This window comes from Kitasatospora sp. NPDC089797, assembly GCF_040684795.1.
GTDB lineage: Bacteria > Actinomycetota > Actinomycetes > Streptomycetales > Streptomycetaceae > Kitasatospora.
The window spans coordinates 105,505-120,988 of the sequence record NZ_JBFBGS010000010.1 but is presented as its reverse complement, the minus strand read 5'-3'; the positions used below and the strand labels follow the sequence as shown (position 1 = coordinate 120,988).

Here is a 15,484-nt window from a genome sequence, read left to right as displayed (position 1 = left end):
CCCCGGCCCGGCTCAGCCGTGCAGGGTCTCCCGCCAGTAGTGGCAGGCGCTGCGGCGGCCCGGCAGCTCGCCCCCCTCCGCGTCCGCCACCGCCACCAGCGGCGGGAGTTCGCTCCGGCAGACGTCCTGCGCCCGGTCGCAGCGCGGGTTGAAGGCGCAGCCCTCGGGGATCCGCAGCAGGCTGGGCGGCAGGCCCTTGATGGCGTGCAGGTCCTGACCCTTCTGGTCCAGCCGCGGGATGGAGTCCAGCAGGCCCCGGGTGTACGGGTGCGCGGGCTTCGCGTACAGGTCGTGCACCGGCGCGGTCTCGACGATCCGGCCCGCGTACATCACGGCGATCTTGTCCGCGACGTCGGCGACCACACCGAGGTCGTGGGTGATCAGGATCAGCCCCATGTTGAACTCGGCCTGGAGCTCCGCCAACAGGTCCATCACCTGGGCCTGCACCGTCACGTCCAGGGCGGTGGTCGGTTCGTCGGCGATGATCAGGTCCGGCTCCAGCGACATCGCCATGGCGATCATGATGCGCTGGCGCATGCCGCCGGAGAACTGGTGCGGATAGTCGCCGACCCGCTGCCTGGCGGCCGGGATGCGCACCCGGTCCATCAGTTCGACCGCCTTGGCCTTCGCCTCCGCCCGGGAGAGCCCCTGGTGCGCCCGGAACATCTCGCCGAGCTGGTAGCCGACGCTGAGCACCGGGTTGAGGGCGGACAGCGCGTCCTGGAAGATCATCGCGATCCTCCGGCCCCGGACGCTCCGCCGCTGCCCGGGGCTCATGGCCAGCAGGTCCTCGCCCCGGAACAGGATCCGCCCCGAGGAGATCCGGGCCGGCGGCACGTCCAGGATGCCCATGACCGCCTGGGCGGTCACCGACTTGCCGGAGCCGGACTCGCCCAGCACCGCCAGCGTCTCCCCCGCCGCCACCGAGTAGCTCACCCCGTTGACGGCCCGGGCGACACCGTCCTGGGTGTGGAACTCGATGTGCAGGTCCTCGACCTCCAGCAACGGGGTGCCGGGCACCAGGTTCTCCCGGCCCCCGCCGGTCACCTCCACCGCGTCCATCCGGGCAGCCCTCCTCCGCGCAGCAGTGAGCATCGACAGGCGCAGAGCAACTATCAAGGAACTGGGTGCACTTGGCGAGTGCGCGGCAGATCTCGGTTCCATCACGGCAAAGGGCGCGCCCGCCGGGAGGAGGACGCGCCCTTCGGTGCGGGGCACTCAGTCGGCGCTCTGCCCCGCCTCCCGCTCCGCCGCGAAGTGACAGGCCGAGTCGTGCACCGCCGCCCCCGCCAGCCAACCCGGCGCGGCCAGCAGCGGTACCTCCGCCGCACACCGCTCCTGCGCCTTCCAGCAGCGGGTCCGGAAGCGGCAGCCGGACGGCGGGTTGGCCGGCGAGGGCACGTCCCCGGCGAGCACGATCCGGTCCCGCGTCTCGCGCGCCGTCGGGTCCGGCACCGGCACCGCGGACAGCAGCGCCTGGGTGTACGGGTGGGTCGCGTGGTCGTAGATCTCGGTGTCGCTGCCGATCTCGACCATCCTGCCCAGGTACATCACGCCGACCCGGTCGGAGATGTGCCGGACGATGGAGAGGTCGTGGGCGATGAACATGTACGAGAGGTTGAACTCGCCCTGCAACTGTTCCAGCAGGTTGATCACCTGCGCCTGCACCGAGACGTCCAGCGCGGAGACCGGCTCGTCGCAGATGATGATCTCCGGCTTGAGCGCCAACCCCCTTGCGATGCCGATGCGTTGGCGCTGCCCGCCGGAGAACTGGTGCGGGTACCGGTTGATGTACTCCGGGTTGAGCCCGACCACGTCCAGCAGGTCCTGGACGGCCTTGCGGCGGTCGCCCTTGGGCGCCACCTCGGGGTGGATCGCGAACGGCTCCCCGATGATGTCGCCGACCGTCATGCGCGGGTTCAGCGAGGTGTACGGGTCCTGGAACACCATCTGGATGTTGCGCCGGACGGCCTTCAGCGCCGCGCCGGACAGCCGGGAGATCTCCTCCCCCTTGTACCGGACGGAACCCCCGGTCGCCGGCTCCAGGTTCATCAGCACCTTGGCCAGCGTGGACTTCCCGCAGCCGGACTCGCCGACGATGCCCAGCGTCTCGCCCTGCATCAGGTCGAAGCTGACCCCGTCCACCGCCTTGACCGCGCCGACCTGCTTCCGGAACAGCACGCCCTTGGTCAGCGGGAAGTGCTTGACCAGGTCCCGGACCTCCAGGATCGGCTCGCCCCGCGGCACCGGCTGCTGGAAGGCGACCTCCTCCGGCACGACGGCGCTCATCGCGCTGGCCCCGTTAACGGCCATGGAGGGTCTCCTTCCAGAAGAAGCAGGCGCTGCCGCGTCCCGCCAGCGGCAGGCCGTCCTCCTCGGCGACCGGGAACAGCTCCGGCACGTCGCTCCGGCAGACGTCCTGCGCCCGGGGGCAGCGCGGGTTGAACGCGCAGCCCCGGGGGATCCGCAGCAGGTTGGGCGGCAGGCCCTTGATGGCGTAGAGCTCCTGGCCCTTCTGGTCCAGCCGCGGGATGGAGTCCAGCAGGCCCCGGGTGTACGGGTGCGCGGGCCGGGCGTAGAGCTCGTGCACCGGCGCGGTCTCGACGATCCGGCCCGCGTACATCACGGCGATCTTGTCCGCGACGTCGGCGACCACACCGAGGTCGTGGGTGATCAGGATCAGGCCCATGTTGTACTCGGCCTGGAGCTCCGCCAGCAGGTCCATCACCTGGGCCTGGACGGTGACGTCCAGGGCGGTGGTGGGCTCGTCGGCGATGATCAGGTCCGGTTCCAGGGCCAGCGCCATGGCGATCATGATGCGCTGGCGCATGCCGCCGGAGAACTGGTGCGGGTAGTCGTTCACCCGCTGCTTGGCGGCCGGGATGCGCACCCGGTCCATCAGCTCGACCGCCCTGGCCTTCGCCTCCGCCCGCGAGAGCCCCTGGTGCGCCCGGTACATCTCGCCGAGCTGGAAACCCACGCTGAGCACCGGGTTGAGGGCCGACAGCGCGTCCTGGAAGATCATCGCGATCTTCCGGCCCCGGATCCGGCGCCGCTCCTCCTTGCCCATCTTCAGCATGTCCCGGCCGCGGAAGCGGATCTCCCCGCGCGGGATCCGGGCCGGCGGCATGTCCAGGATGCCCATGATCGCCTGGGCGGTCACCGACTTGCCGGAGCCGGACTCGCCCAGCACCGCCAGCGTCTCCCCCGCCCGGACGCTGTAGTCGACGCCGTTGACGGCCCGGGCGACGCCGTCCCGGGTGACGAACTCGACGTGCAGGTCACGGACGTCGAGCAGCGGCCCCTGGTAGGGCGCCTCCCGCTCGCTCCGGCCGGCGTCCACAGCTGTACTCACGGTGCGCTCCCCTCGCTCAGCGAAGCTTCGGGTCGAGGGCGTCGCGCACCGCGTCGCCCAGCATGATGAAGGCCAGCACGGTGACGGAGAGCGCCGCGGCCGGGAAGAACAGCACGTACGGCGCCGTACGGATCACCTTCTGGGCCGAGGAGATGTCGATGCCCCAGGAGATGGTCGGGTCCTGGAGGCCGATGCCGAGGAAGCTCAGCGTCGCCTCGGTGGCGATGTAACCGCCGAGGGCGATGGTCGCGACGACGATCACCGGGGCGATCGCGTTCGGCAGGATGTGCCGGAACATCAGCCGTCCGGTCCCGGCGCCGAGCGCCCGGCCGGCCATCACGTAGTCGGACTGCTTGACGGTCAGCACCGCGCCGCGCATCACCCGGGCGATCTGGGTCCAGCCGAGCACGCCGAGGGCGATCACCACGCTCCACACCGTGCGGGTGGCGAAGGCGTTCAGCAGCACCAGGGCACCGAGCAGCAGCGGGATGCCGAAGAAGATGTCGACGATCCGGGAGATCACCGCGTCCACCGCGCCGCCGAAGTACCCGGCGACCATGCCGGTCAGCCCGCCGAGCACGGTGACCGCAGCGGTCACGAAGATGCCGACGGTGATCGAGGCCCGGGCGCCGTAGACGACCCGGGCGAAGATCGAGCGGCCCTGGGCGTCGTAGCCGAACCAGCCGGCCCCGAACACGTCGCCCCAGTTCGGCCGGCGCAGGTAGTCGTTCACCAGGTCGGCCCGGCGCGGGTCGGCGTCGGTGAAGGCGTACGGGAAGACCGCCATCACCACCAGCAGCAGGATCAGCACCGCCGAGATCAGGAAGATCGGCCGCCGGCGCAGGTCCCGCCAGGCGTCGCCCCAGAGGCTGCGGGCCTCCTCCCGCTTCTCCACGTCGCGTTCGACCAGCGTCTCCTGCTCGACCGCCATGCCCTGCTCCCCCGCGTAGTCCAGGCGGGAGACACCGGGCTTGGGGCTCGGCCGGTGGGAGTCCTCGTCGTGGATGTCAGGCATAGCGGATCCTCGGGTCCAGGACCGCGTAGAGCAGGTCGACGAGCAGGCTGGCCACCAGGTAGACGATCACCAGGACGGTCACGATGCCGACCACGGTGGGGCCTTCCTTCGTGTTGATCGCCCGGTACAGGACGTTGCCGATGCCCTGCACGTTGAAGATCCCCTCGGTGACGATCGCGCCGCCCATCAGGGCGCCCAGGTCGGTGCCGAGGAAGGTGATCACCGGGATCAGCGAGTTGCGCAGCAGGTGCCGCAGCACGATGGTGCGCCGGGGCAGGCCCTTGGCGACGGCCGTGCGCATGTAGTCGGCCCGCAGGTTCTCGCCGATCGAGGTCCGGGTCAGCCGGGCCACGTAGGCGAGCGAGAGTGAGCCCAACACCACGGCCGGCAGGACGAGTTGGGAGAGGTCGTAGCTGTCCTGGACGGTCGGGGTGACCCAGCCGAGGTTGGTGGCGAAGACGGTCTGGGCGATGTACGCCAGCACGAAGACCGGGATCGAGATCACCACCAGGGTGAGGACCAGCACCAGGGTGTCCGCGATGCTGCCGCGCCGCAGCCCGGACACCAGGCCGAGGGCGAGGCCGAGGACCATCTCGAACACGAAGGCCAGCAGCGCGAGCCGGATGGTGACCGGAAAGGCCCCGGCCATGATGTCGGAGACCGGGCGGCCGGTGAAGCTGGTGCCGAAGTCCCCCTGGAAGAGGTTCCCCATGTAGTGCAGGTACTGCTTCCAGACCGGCTGGTCCAGGAAGTACTTGTGCTTGATGCTGGCCACCACGGCCGGGTCGGCCGCCTTCTCCCCGAACAGTGCCGCCACCGGGTCGCCCGGCAGCGTGTAGACCATCAGGAAGATCAGCAGCGTGGTGCCGAAGAACACCGGGATCATCTGCAGCACCCGCCGCAGCACGTAACTGCCCATCCGAGCCTCCTTCCAGGACACGCCCTGCGCGCGTGGCCGACCGGGTCGGTCGGCCGAGAGGACCGGGCCCCGCCCCCCGTGCGGGGAGGGCGGGGCCGGCGTGTGGGGCCGGTCAGCCCTTGACCTCGACCTGGGTCCAGGCCGGGTTGCCGAAGGAGTCGAACTTCACGTTCTGGACCTTGTTCGAGTAGCCCGAGTTGGTGCGGTAGTACCAGAGCGGGATGGCCGGCATGCCGCCCGGCAGCACCGCCTCGGCCTGCTGGTAGCCGGTCACCGTGTCGGCGACGCTGGCGGCCTCGTCGGCCTTGGTGGCCGCGTCGTCGAACTGCGGGCTGCTGTAGCCGAAGTCGTTGGAGGCCGCGCCGGTGCGGTACACGTCGGACAGGAAGTTGGCGTTCAGCGGGTAGTCCTGCACCCAGCCGGTGCGGAAGGCGCCGTTGAGCTGGTGCGCGGTGATCGCCGCGCGGGCGGTCTTGAAGTCGGGCTTCGGGTCGCCCAGGCAGTCGACGCCGGTGCTCTGCCGGATCGAGTTGCAGACCGCGTCGACCCACTCCTTGTGGCCGCCGTCCGCGTTGTAGGTGATCAGCAGCTTGTTGCCGGGGACACCCCCGCCGTCCTGGATCAGCTGCTTGGCCTTGGCCGGGTTGAACGTGCAGAAGTCGCCGCAGGCGCCCTCCTTGTAGCCCTCGACGCCCTCGGCGACCCACGCGCTGGCCGGCTTGCGGGAGCCCTGCAGCACCGTCTTGGTGATGGTGTCGCGGTCGATCGCCATCGACAGGCCCTGCCGCACCTTGGCCTTGTCCGGCGCCGACCAGTCGGCCTGGTAGAGGGTGAAGCCGATGTTCTGGATCGCGCCCTGCGGGGCGTCCACCGCCCGGTCGCCGAGGTCGCCCTTGTACGTCGCCAGCGCGGACGGCGGCACCTGGTCCATCACGTCCAGGTTGCTGGACTGGAGGTCCGCGTAGGCGGCCTCGGACGTGGTGTACATCTTGAAGACGATGCCGCCGTTCTTCGGCTTGTCCACGCCCTGGTAGTCCGGGAAGCTCTTGGTGACCACCTCGGTGTTGTGCGCCCAACTGACGAACTGGTAGGGCCCGTTGCCGACCGGCTTCTGCCCGTACCCGGCCGGGTCGTTGAAGAAGCCGTCCGGCAGCGGGGAGAAGGCGATGTAGCCGAGCTTGTACTCGAAGTACGAGACCTTGTGGCTCAGCTTGACCGTGAAGTGCAGGTCGTCGGTGACGGTCAGTCCGGACAGCTTGTCCGCGGTCGGCTTCCCGGTGGCCGGGTGGACGTCCTGGTAGCCCTCGATGTCGGAGAACCAGGAGCTGTTGATCTGGGCGTTGGCCGGGTTGGCGGACCAGTTCCAGGAGTCCACGAAGTTCTTGGCGTGCACCGGGGTGCCGTCGTGGAACTTCCAGCCGTCCTTCAGCGTGATGGCGAAGGTCTGCGAGTCACTGGTGTCGATCTTGTCCGCGACCTGCATCCGGATCTTGGCGTTGCTCGGGTCGTAGTCCACCAGCCCCTTGAAGAGGTTCTGGATGATGCGACCGCCGCCGACCTCGTTCGCGTTGGCCGGTTGCAGCGGGTTCTGCGGCTCGCTGCTCTGGTAGCTGAAGGTCTTGCCGGCGTCCGACGAGCTGCTGCCGCCGCCTCCACCGCCGCTGCTGCACCCGGTGGCCACCAGGACCACGGACGTCGCAGCGGCGAGGACCAGGCGAGCACGAGCGGCTACGGGCATGGAGGTCCCTCCTCATGGGGTGTGTGTCGCATCACACCCCATGAGAAGCGCGCCCCGGCGACGGCGCGAGCCGGGTGCACCCGGACGGGTGCCGTGACCCCCCTCCCGAGTTGACGCGGCGTCCGCCCCGGAGGACGGCGGGGAAAGGACCCCGGGAACGCCGGAAGGGCCCGCGGCCGGAGCCGCGGGCCCTTCCGGGTGCGTACGGGACGTCAGGCCGCGGCCGACTCCCGGACCTCCGGGAAGTGGCAGGCCGAGTCGTGCGCGGCCGGGCCCTCCAGGGTGGTCGGGATCGCCAGCAGCGGGACCTCCTCCGCGCAGCGGTCCTCCGCCTTCCAGCAGCGGGTGCGGAAGCGGCAGCCGGACGGCGGGTTGGCCGGCGAGGGGATGTCACCGCTGAGGATGATCCGCTCGCGGTTCTCGCGCGCCGTCGGGTCCGGCACCGGCACCGCGGAGAGCAGCGCCTGGGTGTACGGGTGGGTGGCGTTGTCGTAGATCTGCTCGTCGGAGCCGATCTCGACCATCTTGCCCAGGTACATCACGCCGACCCGGTCGGAGATGTGCCGGACGATGGAGAGGTCGTGCGCGATGAACATGTACGACAGGCCGAACTCGCCCTGCAGCTGCTCCAGCAGGTTGATCACCTGCGCCTGGACGGACACGTCCAGGGCGGAGACCGGCTCGTCGCAGATGATGATCTCGGGCTTGAGCGCGAGGCCGCGGGCGATGCCGATGCGCTGGCGCTGGCCGCCGGAGAACTGGTGCGGGTACCGGTTGATGTACTCCGGGTTCAGACCCACGACGTCCAGCAGGTCCTGGACGGCCTTGCGGCGGTCGCCCTTGGGCGCCACCTCGGGGTGGATCTCGAAGGGCTCCCCGATGATGTCGCCGACCGTCATGCGCGGGTTCAGCGAGGTGTACGGGTCCTGGAACACCATCTGGATGTTGCGGCGGACGGACTTGAGCGCCGCGCCGGACAGCCGGGAGATGTCCTCGCCCTTGAAGAGCACCTGGCCGGAGGTGGCCCGCTCCAGGTTCATCAGCACCTTGGCCAGCGTGGACTTGCCACAGCCGGACTCACCGACGATGCCGAGGGTCTCGCCCTTCTTCAGCTCGAAGGAGATGCCGTCGACGGCCTTGACGGCGCCGACCTGCTTCTTGAACAGGATGCCCTGGGTCAGCGGGTAGTGCTTGACCAGGTCCTTGACCTCCAGGATGGTCTCAGCCATGGAGGGTCTCCTTCCAGAGGTGGCACGCGCTGCGGCGGCCGGTGAGCTCCGTGCCGTCCTTGTCCGTCACGTGGTGCAGCTCCGGGGTCTCCGTGCGGCACAGGTCGGTGGCGACGTCGCAGCGGGGGTTGAACGCGCAGCCGGCCGGAACCTTCAGCAGGTTCGGGGGCAGACCCTTGATCGCGTACAGCTCCTGGCCCTTCTGGTCCAGGCGCGGGATCGAGCGCAGCAGGCCCTTGGTGTAGGGGTGCGCGGGCTTCGCGTACAGGTCGTGCACCGGGGCGGTCTCGACGATCCGGCCCGCGTACATCACGGCGATCTTGTCCGCGACGTCGGCGACCACGCCGAGGTCGTGGGTGATCAGGATCAGGCCCATGTTGTACTCGGCCTGGAGCTCCGCCAGCAGGTCCATCACCTGGGCCTGGACGGTGACGTCCAGGGCGGTGGTGGGCTCGTCGGCGATGATCAGGTCGGGCTGCAGCGACATCGCCATGGCGATCATGATGCGCTGGCGCATGCCGCCGGAGAACTGGTGCGGGTAGTCGTTCACCCGCTGCTTGGCGGCCGGGATGCGCACCCGGTCCATCAGCTCGATGGCCTTGGCCTTCGCCTCGGCCTTGGAGGCGCCCTGGTGCACCCGGAACATCTCGCCGAGCTGGTAGCCGACGCTGAGCACCGGGTTGAGGGCGGACAGCGCGTCCTGGAAGATCATCGCGATCTTCCGGCCGCGGATCCGGCGCCGCTCCTCGTTGCTCATGGTGAGCATGTCCTGGCCGCGGAACAGGATCTCGCCCTGGGTCACCTTGCCCGGGGGCATGTCCAGGATGCCCATGATGGTCTGGGCCGTCACGGACTTGCCGGAGCCGGACTCGCCGAGGACGGCGAGGGTCTCGCCGGCCGCGACGGAGTAGTTGACGCCGTTCACGGCCTTGGCGATGCCGTCCCGGGTGTGGAACTCCACGTGGAGGTCCTTGACCTCCAGGAGCGGGGTTCCGACTTCGAGACGGTCGTTGTTCTGCTGGTTGTTCTCGATCACGGTGGTCATCGGGTCGTCACCTCTTCTCTCAGCGGAGCTTCGGGTCGAGGGCGTCGCGCACCGCGTCGCCGAGCATGATGAAGGCCAGCACGGTGAGGCTCAGCATGCCGGCGGGGAAGAACAGGGCGAACGGCGCCGTACGGATCACCTTCTGGGCCGAGTTGATGTCGATACCCCAGGAGATGGTCGGGTCCTGCAGACCGATGCCGAGGAAGCTCAGCGTCGCCTCGGTGGCGATGTAGCCGCCGAGGGCGATGGTCGCGACGACGATCACCGGGGCGATCGCGTTCGGCAGGATGTGCTTGAACATGATCCGGCTGGTGCCGGCGCCGAGCGCCTTGGCCGCCGTCACGAAGTCGGACTGCTTGATCGTGATCACCGAACCGCGCATGACACGGGTCATCTGGGTCCAGCCCAGGGCGACCAGCGCGAAGACCACGCTCCAGACGGTGCGCGAGGTGAAGGCGTTGAGGATCACCAGGGCGCCGAGCAGCAGCGGGATGCCGAAGAAGATGTCGGTGATGCGGGAGATGATCGTGTCGACCCAGCCACCGAAGTAGCCGGCCAGCATGCCGGTGATGCCACCGAGGATGGTCACGCCGAGCGTGACGCAGATGCCGACCACGACCGAGGCGCGGGCGCCGTAGATGACGCGGGCGTAGATGCTGCGGCCCTGGAGGTCGTAGCCGAACCAGTCCGCCTGGAAGACGTGACCGTAGTCCGGCTTCGACAGGTAGTGGTTGCGCAGGTCGCCGGCGCGCGGGTCCACCGAGGTGAACAGGCCCGGGGCGATGGCGATGACGATCAGCAGCAGGATCAGCAGCGCGGAGATCACGAAGATCGGCTTGCGGATCAGGTCGTGCCAGGCGTCGGAGCCGAGGCTGCGCGGCTTCTCGGGCTTGGCGGCGGCCACCACGGCGGTGGCCTGGGCCGGGGTCTCCTCGGCCGTCTTCTTCTCGGTCAGGTCAGGCATAACGGATCCTCGGGTCCAGGACCGCGTAAAGCAGGTCGACGATCAGGCCGGCGGCCAGGTACACGAGCACCAGGAAGGCCACGAAGCCGGAGACCGTCGCGCCCTCCTTCAGGTTGATCGCGTGGAAGAGCGCGTTACCGACACCCTTGACGTTGAAGATGCCCTCGGTGACGATCGCGCCGCCCATCAGGGCGCCCAGGTCGGTGCCGAGGAAGGTGATCACCGGGATCATCGAGTTGCGCAGCAGGTGGGTGCCGATCACCTTCCGGCGCGGCAGGCCCTTGGCCACCGCGGTGCGGACGTAGTCGGCCTTGATGTTCTCGGCTATGGAGGTACGGGTGAGACGTGCGACGTAGGCCAGCGAGAGCGAGCCGAGCACGACCGCCGGGAGCACCAGCTGGGTGATGTCGTTGCTGTCCTGGACGGTCGGGGTGACCCACTTGAGGTTGGTCGCGAAGATCGTCTGGAAGATGAAACCGAGCACCGGAACCGGGATCGAGATCAGCAGCAGGGTGAAGACCAGGGCGCCCTTGTCGAACGCCCGGCCGCGGCGCAGACCGGCGAACAGGCCGATCGCGACGCCCAGCACGATCTCGATGGCGAACGCGAACAGCGCGAGCCGGACCGTGACCGGGAGCGCCTCGGTAATCTTGTCGATCACCGGCCGTCCGTCCAGGGCGGTGCCGAAGTCGCCGGTGAGCAGCTTGCCCATGTAATCGGTGTACTGACCGATCAGCGGCTTGTCGAAGCCCATCTGGTGCCTCAGCGCGGCGAGCTGCACCGGGTCCGGCGCCTTGTCGCCCCACATCGCTGCCACCGGGTCACCGGGCAGCGCGTGCACCATGAAAAAGATGAGTGCGGTTGTTCCGAGGAACACCGGGATCATCTGGAGCAGTCGCCTCGCGACAAAGCGCCCCATCGTGCCTCCATGTATGACTCTGCCGGGCCCGTCAACCCGGCAAGAGATAAGTCGGCGTGCCAACGGCCGGTGCCAGTCCTCGCCCTTGTGGGGATGGGACGGGCACCGGCCGTTGTCACCGGGTCAGGCGGTGCCGACCGATTACTTCTTCTTCTTGACCTCGACGTCGGTGTAGACCGGGTCGCCGAAGGAGTTGAACTTCACGTTCTGGACGTTGTTGGAGTAGCCCGAGTTGGTCTTGTAGTACCAGAGCGGGATCGCCGGCATGTCCTTGGCCAGGACGGCCTCGGCCTGCTGGTACAGCTCCGCGGTCTTCTCCACCGTGGTGGCGGCGTCGGCCTGCTTGGCCAGCGCGTCGAACTCCGGGCTGGAGTAGCTGGCGTCGTTCGCCGCGGCACCGGTGCCGTAGACGTCACGCAGGAAGTTCGCGTTCAGCGGGTAGTCCTGCACCCAGCCGGTCCGCATCATGCTCTGGACCTGCTTCTTGGTGACGATGTCACGCGAGGTCTTGAAGTCCGGCTTCGGGTCGCCGAGGCACTCGACACCGGTGGCCTGCTTGATCGAGTTGCAGACCGCGTCCACCCACTCCTTGTGACCACCGTCGGAGTTGTAGAGGATGGTGATCTTGTTGCCGGGAACGCCGCCGCCGTCCTGGATGAGCTGCTTCGCCTTGGCGGGGTCGTACTTGCAGGCGTCGCCGCAGGTGCCGGCCTTGTAGCCCATGACGCCCGGCGCCACGAACGAGTCGGCGGGCTGACGGCTGTTGTTCAGCACGGTCTTGGTGATGGTGTCGCGGTCGATCGCCATCGAGAGGCCCTGGCGGACCTTGGCCTTGTCCGTACCCTGCCACTCCGGCTGGTACATGGCGAAGGAGATGTTCTGGATCGCGCCCTGGGCCTGGTCGATCGCGCGCTTGCCCAGGTCGTCCTTGTACTTCGGCAGGTCGGTCGAGTCGACCTGGTCCAGCACGTCCAGGGTGTCGGACATGAGGTCCTTGTACGCGGCCTCGGGCGAGGTGTAGTTGCGGAAGACGATTCCGCCGTTCTTCGCCTTGTTGGTGCCGGTGTACTTGTCGTACGCCTTCAGCGTGATCGCCTTGTTGTGCTCCCACGAGACGAACTGGTACGGGCCGTTGCCGACCGGCTTCTCGCCGTAGCCCTTCGGGTCGGTGAAGAACCCGGTGGGGAGCGGGAAGAAGGCCGAGTAGCCGAGCTTGTACGTGAAGTACGAGACGGGCTGGGTCAGCTCGACGGTGAAGTGGGTGTCGTCGACGACCTTGAGGCCGGTCATCTCCTTGGCGGTCGGGTCGCCCTTGTCCGGGTGGACGGCGTCGTAACCGGCGATGTCGGAGAACCAGTCGGAGTTGATCTGGTTGTTGGCCGGGTTGGCGGACCAGTTCCAGGAGTCCACGAAGGACTTGGCGGTGACCGGGGTGCCGTCGTGGAAGGTCCAGCCGGACTTCAGCGTGACGGTGTAGTTCTTGGCGTCGGTGGTCTCGATCTTGTCGGCCACCTGGTTGCGCAGCGCACCGGTCGCGGGGTCGTAGTCGACGAGGCCCGTGAAGAGCTGCTTGACGATACGGCCGCCCTGGTTCTCCATGGCGTTGGCCGGCTGCAGCGGACGCTGCGGCTCCGCGCTCTGGAAGCTGAACGTGCCCGAGGGGTCGACCGCGGCGCTGTCCGAGCTCCCGCCGGAGGAGTCGCTGCTGCCGCTGCTGCTACAAGCAGTCGCGGCGAGCGCGACAGCAACAGCTGCGACAACCCACTTGGCCTGGCTCACACCACGCATCGGTGTGCCTCCTGAATTCGACGTTTGCGACGAGGAGGGCAAGGCGGAACGGTGATCACCGGGCCCGCATTGCCGTCCGCGCTCGTGGTTTCGGCGCGCACCCCTGCGCGTTCACCCTTGACCCGAGCCTGACTGCACCCACTATCCGTCACGCACGGACACGAAAGTGACCAGTGACGATCTCAATTAGGTCACATGAACAGTCGGTAAGTTTCGAAAACCGGACATTTGAGACATAGCCAGACAGGCACCAAACGGACAGTCGTCACGGATGACGAACTGTCACGTTCGCTCAGCGGACACCTGGGTGTGATGAGCGCTATTCGGTGAATAGCCGCCCCGACAACTTGGAGTAGTTGAAAAAGTTCGCCCCCCTCTCCATCGGAAAGGGGGGCGAAGCATTCCGGCCAAAGGCCGATCAAGCCGTCCGGATCACGCCTTCTTGGCGCGCGAGGCGGTGCGGCCGCGGTCCTTCGCGTCCAGCACGACCTTGCGGATGCGAACCGTCTCCGGGGTCACCTCGATGCACTCGTCCTCGCGGCAGAACTCCAGCGACTGCTCCAGCGAGAGCTTGCGCGGCGGGACGATCGACTCGGCCACGTCAGCGTTCGAGGAACGCATGTTGGTGAGCTTCTTCTCCTTGGTGATGTTCACGTCCATGTCGTCGGCGCGCGAGTTCTCGCCGACGATCATGCCCTCGTACACCTCGGTGCCCGGGTCGCAGAAGAGCACGCCGCGCTCCTGCAGGTTGGTCATCGCGAAGGCGGTGACCACACCGGCCCGGTCGGCGACCAGCGAGCCGTTGTTGCGGGTGGTCAGCTGGCCGAACCACGGCTCGTGGCCCTCGTGGATCGAGTGGGCGATGCCGGTGCCGCGGGTGTTGGTGAGGAACTCGGTGCGGAAGCCGATCAGGCCGCGGGACGGCACGACGAACTCCATCCGGACCCAGCCCGAGCCGTGGTTGGACATGTTGTCCATCCGGCCCTTGCGGATGCCCATGAGCTGGGTGACGGCACCCATGTGCTCCTCGGGGACGTCCACGGTGAGGCGCTCGACCGGCTCGTGGGTCTTGCCGTTGACCTGCTTGGTGACCACCTGCGGCTTGCCGACGGTCAGCTCGAAGCCCTCGCGGCGCATGGTCTCGATCAGGATGGCCAGCGCCAGCTCACCACGGCCCTGCACCTCCCAGGCGTCCGGGCGCTCGGTGTCCAGCACGCGCAGCGAGACGTTACCGATCAGCTCGCGGTCCAGGCGGTCCTTCACCTGACGGGCGGTCACCTTGCGGTCCACCTTGACGCCGGCCTTGGCGTCCGCGCCCTTGCCGCTGCCGCCGCGGCCGACCAGCGGGGAGGTGTTGGTGCCGATGGTCATCGAGATGGCCGGCTCGTCCACCGTGATCAGCGGCAGCGCGATCGGGTTCTCGGGGTCGGCCAGGGTCTCGCCGATCATGATCTCGCCGATGCCGGCGACGGCGCAGATGTCACCGGGGCCCGCCACCTCGGCCGGCTTGCGGGTGAGCGCCTCGGTCATCAGCAGCTCGGAGATGCGGACGTTCTGGATCGAACCGTCGCGCTTGATCCAGGCCACGGTCTGGCCCTTGCGCAGCTCGCCCTGCTCGACGCGCAGCAGCGCGATGCGGCCGAGGAAGTTGTCGGCGTCCAGGTTGGTGACGTGGGCCTGGAGCGGCGCGTCCTCGTCGTAGCTCGGGGCCGGGACGTGCTCCAGCAGGGTGGAGAAGAACGGCTCCAGGTTGGTGCTGTCGGCCGGGACGGTGCCGTTCTCCGGCTTGGTCAGCGACGCGACGCCGTCACGGGCGCAGGCGAAGACGATCGGGAACTCGATCTGCTCCTCGTCCGCGTCCAGGTCGAGGAACAGGTCGTAGGTCTCGTTGATGACCTCGTCGATCCGGGAGTCCGGACGGTCGGTCTTGTTGATGCACAGGATGACCGGCAGGCGCTGGGCGAGCGCCTTGCGCAGGACGAAGCGGGTCTGCGGCAGCGGGCCCTCGGAGGCGTCGACCAGCAGGACGACCGCGTCCACCATCGACAGACCGCGCTCGACCTCGCCACCGAAGTCGGCGTGGCCCGGGGTGTCGATGATGTTGATGGTGATCGGCGCGCCACCGTCCTTCGGGTGGTACTTGACCGCCGTGTTCTTCGCGAGAATGGTGATGCCCTTCTCGCGCTCCAGGTCGTTCGAGTCCATCATGCGGTCGTCGAGGTGCTGGTGGGCGGCGAAGGCGCCGGCCTGCTTCAGCATGGCGTCGACCAGCGTGGTCTTGCCGTGGTCGACGTGGGCGACGATGGCGACGTTACGGATGTCGTTGCGCGTGGGCATGCCTAGCGGATTCTCCCGGAATCGTGGGTTACGGCGGGCCCGGCCGCGAGACGCGCACTTGCGGCCCTCGGCCGCCGCCACCCGTTCCGCCTGCTACTACCGGTCCACCCGCCGGGCATCTGGACATGCCTCGGCTTTTCCCTATGGTACGGGGAAGCGCCCGACGGGGCAGAAA

The 15,484-nt window shown here is 68.4% G+C and carries 12 protein-coding genes; all 12 read right to left on the bottom strand.

What is annotated here, in order from left to right; translation table 11 throughout:
* Positions 1 to 12: 12 nt before the first annotated feature.
* The 12 genes from AB0O91_RS10465 to typA all read right to left on the bottom strand — a co-directional run bounded on the left by AB0O91_RS10465 (position 13) and on the right by typA (position 15,309).
* Positions 13 to 1,062, bottom strand: coding sequence for an ABC transporter ATP-binding protein (locus AB0O91_RS10465; protein WP_363430008.1), 1,050 nt, complete (start codon positions 1,060 to 1,062; stop codon positions 13 to 15).
* 156 nt (positions 1,063 to 1,218) lie between these two features.
* Positions 1,219 to 2,289, bottom strand: coding sequence for a dipeptide ABC transporter ATP-binding protein (locus tag AB0O91_RS10460; RefSeq protein ID WP_363430133.1), 1,071 nt, complete (start codon positions 2,287 to 2,289; stop codon positions 1,219 to 1,221).
* Positions 2,290 to 2,302: 13 nt separating this feature from the next.
* Positions 2,303 to 3,355, bottom strand: coding sequence for an ABC transporter ATP-binding protein (locus AB0O91_RS10455; protein ID WP_363430006.1), 1,053 nt, complete (start codon positions 3,353 to 3,355; stop codon positions 2,303 to 2,305).
* A 16-nt stretch (positions 3,356 to 3,371) separates the two neighbouring features.
* The gene (locus AB0O91_RS10450) at positions 3,372 to 4,286 is read right to left on the bottom strand and encodes an ABC transporter permease (protein ID WP_363430131.1); all 915 of its coding nucleotides are present in this window, start codon (positions 4,284 to 4,286) and stop codon (positions 3,372 to 3,374) included.
* Between the two features lie 76 nt (positions 4,287 to 4,362).
* Positions 4,363 to 5,289, bottom strand: a complete 927-nt coding sequence (locus AB0O91_RS10445; protein WP_363430004.1) for an ABC transporter permease — start codon at positions 5,287 to 5,289, stop codon at positions 4,363 to 4,365.
* Between the two features lie 112 nt (positions 5,290 to 5,401).
* Positions 5,402 to 7,027: an ABC transporter substrate-binding protein gene (locus AB0O91_RS10440; protein WP_363430002.1), complete on the bottom strand. Its 1,626-nt coding sequence runs from the start codon at positions 7,025 to 7,027 to the stop codon at positions 5,402 to 5,404.
* A 212-nt stretch (positions 7,028 to 7,239) separates the two neighbouring features.
* Positions 7,240 to 8,256: a dipeptide ABC transporter ATP-binding protein gene (locus AB0O91_RS10435; protein WP_363430000.1), complete on the bottom strand. Its 1,017-nt coding sequence runs from the start codon at positions 8,254 to 8,256 to the stop codon at positions 7,240 to 7,242.
* Complete coding sequence (locus tag AB0O91_RS10430) at positions 8,249 to 9,301, bottom strand: ABC transporter ATP-binding protein (RefSeq protein ID WP_363429998.1); 1,053 nt, start codon at positions 9,299 to 9,301, stop codon at positions 8,249 to 8,251. The genes AB0O91_RS10435 and AB0O91_RS10430 overlap by 8 nt, the downstream gene beginning before the upstream one ends.
* Positions 9,302 to 9,320: 19 nt before the next feature.
* Positions 9,321 to 10,265, bottom strand: a complete 945-nt coding sequence (locus tag AB0O91_RS10425; protein WP_363429996.1) for an ABC transporter permease — start codon at positions 10,263 to 10,265, stop codon at positions 9,321 to 9,323.
* Positions 10,258 to 11,184, bottom strand: coding sequence for an ABC transporter permease (locus tag AB0O91_RS10420; RefSeq protein WP_363429994.1), 927 nt, complete (start codon positions 11,182 to 11,184; stop codon positions 10,258 to 10,260). The genes AB0O91_RS10425 and AB0O91_RS10420 overlap by 8 nt, the downstream gene beginning before the upstream one ends.
* A gap of 141 nt (positions 11,185 to 11,325) precedes the next feature.
* Entirely contained in the window at positions 11,326 to 12,972 is a 1,647-nt protein-coding gene (locus tag AB0O91_RS10415; protein WP_363429992.1) for an ABC transporter substrate-binding protein, read from the bottom strand.
* A gap of 432 nt (positions 12,973 to 13,404) precedes the next feature.
* Positions 13,405 to 15,309, bottom strand: coding sequence for a translational GTPase TypA (typA, locus tag AB0O91_RS10410; protein WP_363429990.1), 1,905 nt, complete (start codon positions 15,307 to 15,309; stop codon positions 13,405 to 13,407).
* Between the last annotated feature and the right edge of the window lie 175 nt (positions 15,310 to 15,484).

Excerpts from the sequence above, each read along its gene's own strand:
- AB0O91_RS10465 (WP_363430008.1), bottom strand. The coding sequence starts at position 1,062 with ATGGACGCGGTGGAGGTGACCGGCGGGGGCCGGGAGAACCTGGTGCCC.
- AB0O91_RS10460 (WP_363430133.1), bottom strand. The coding sequence starts at position 2,289 with ATGAGCGCCGTCGTGCCGGAGGAGGTCGCCTTCCAGCAGCCGGTGCCG.
- AB0O91_RS10450 (WP_363430131.1), bottom strand. The coding sequence starts at position 4,286 with ATGGCGGTCGAGCAGGAGACGCTGGTCGAACGCGACGTGGAGAAGCGG.
- AB0O91_RS10445 (WP_363430004.1), bottom strand. The coding sequence starts at position 5,289 with ATGGGCAGTTACGTGCTGCGGCGGGTGCTGCAGATGATCCCGGTGTTC.
- AB0O91_RS10440 (WP_363430002.1), bottom strand. The coding sequence starts at position 7,027 with ATGCCCGTAGCCGCTCGTGCTCGCCTGGTCCTCGCCGCTGCGACGTCC.
- AB0O91_RS10435 (WP_363430000.1), bottom strand. The coding sequence starts at position 8,256 with ATGGCTGAGACCATCCTGGAGGTCAAGGACCTGGTCAAGCACTACCCG.
- AB0O91_RS10430 (WP_363429998.1), bottom strand. The coding sequence starts at position 9,301 with ATGACCACCGTGATCGAGAACAACCAGCAGAACAACGACCGTCTCGAA.
- AB0O91_RS10425 (WP_363429996.1), bottom strand. The coding sequence starts at position 10,265 with ATGCCTGACCTGACCGAGAAGAAGACGGCCGAGGAGACCCCGGCCCAG.
- AB0O91_RS10420 (WP_363429994.1), bottom strand. The coding sequence starts at position 11,184 with ATGGGGCGCTTTGTCGCGAGGCGACTGCTCCAGATGATCCCGGTGTTC.
- AB0O91_RS10415 (WP_363429992.1), bottom strand. The coding sequence starts at position 12,972 with ATGCGTGGTGTGAGCCAGGCCAAGTGGGTTGTCGCAGCTGTTGCTGTC.
- typA (WP_363429990.1), bottom strand. The coding sequence starts at position 15,309 with ATGCCCACGCGCAACGACATCCGTAACGTCGCCATCGTCGCCCACGTC.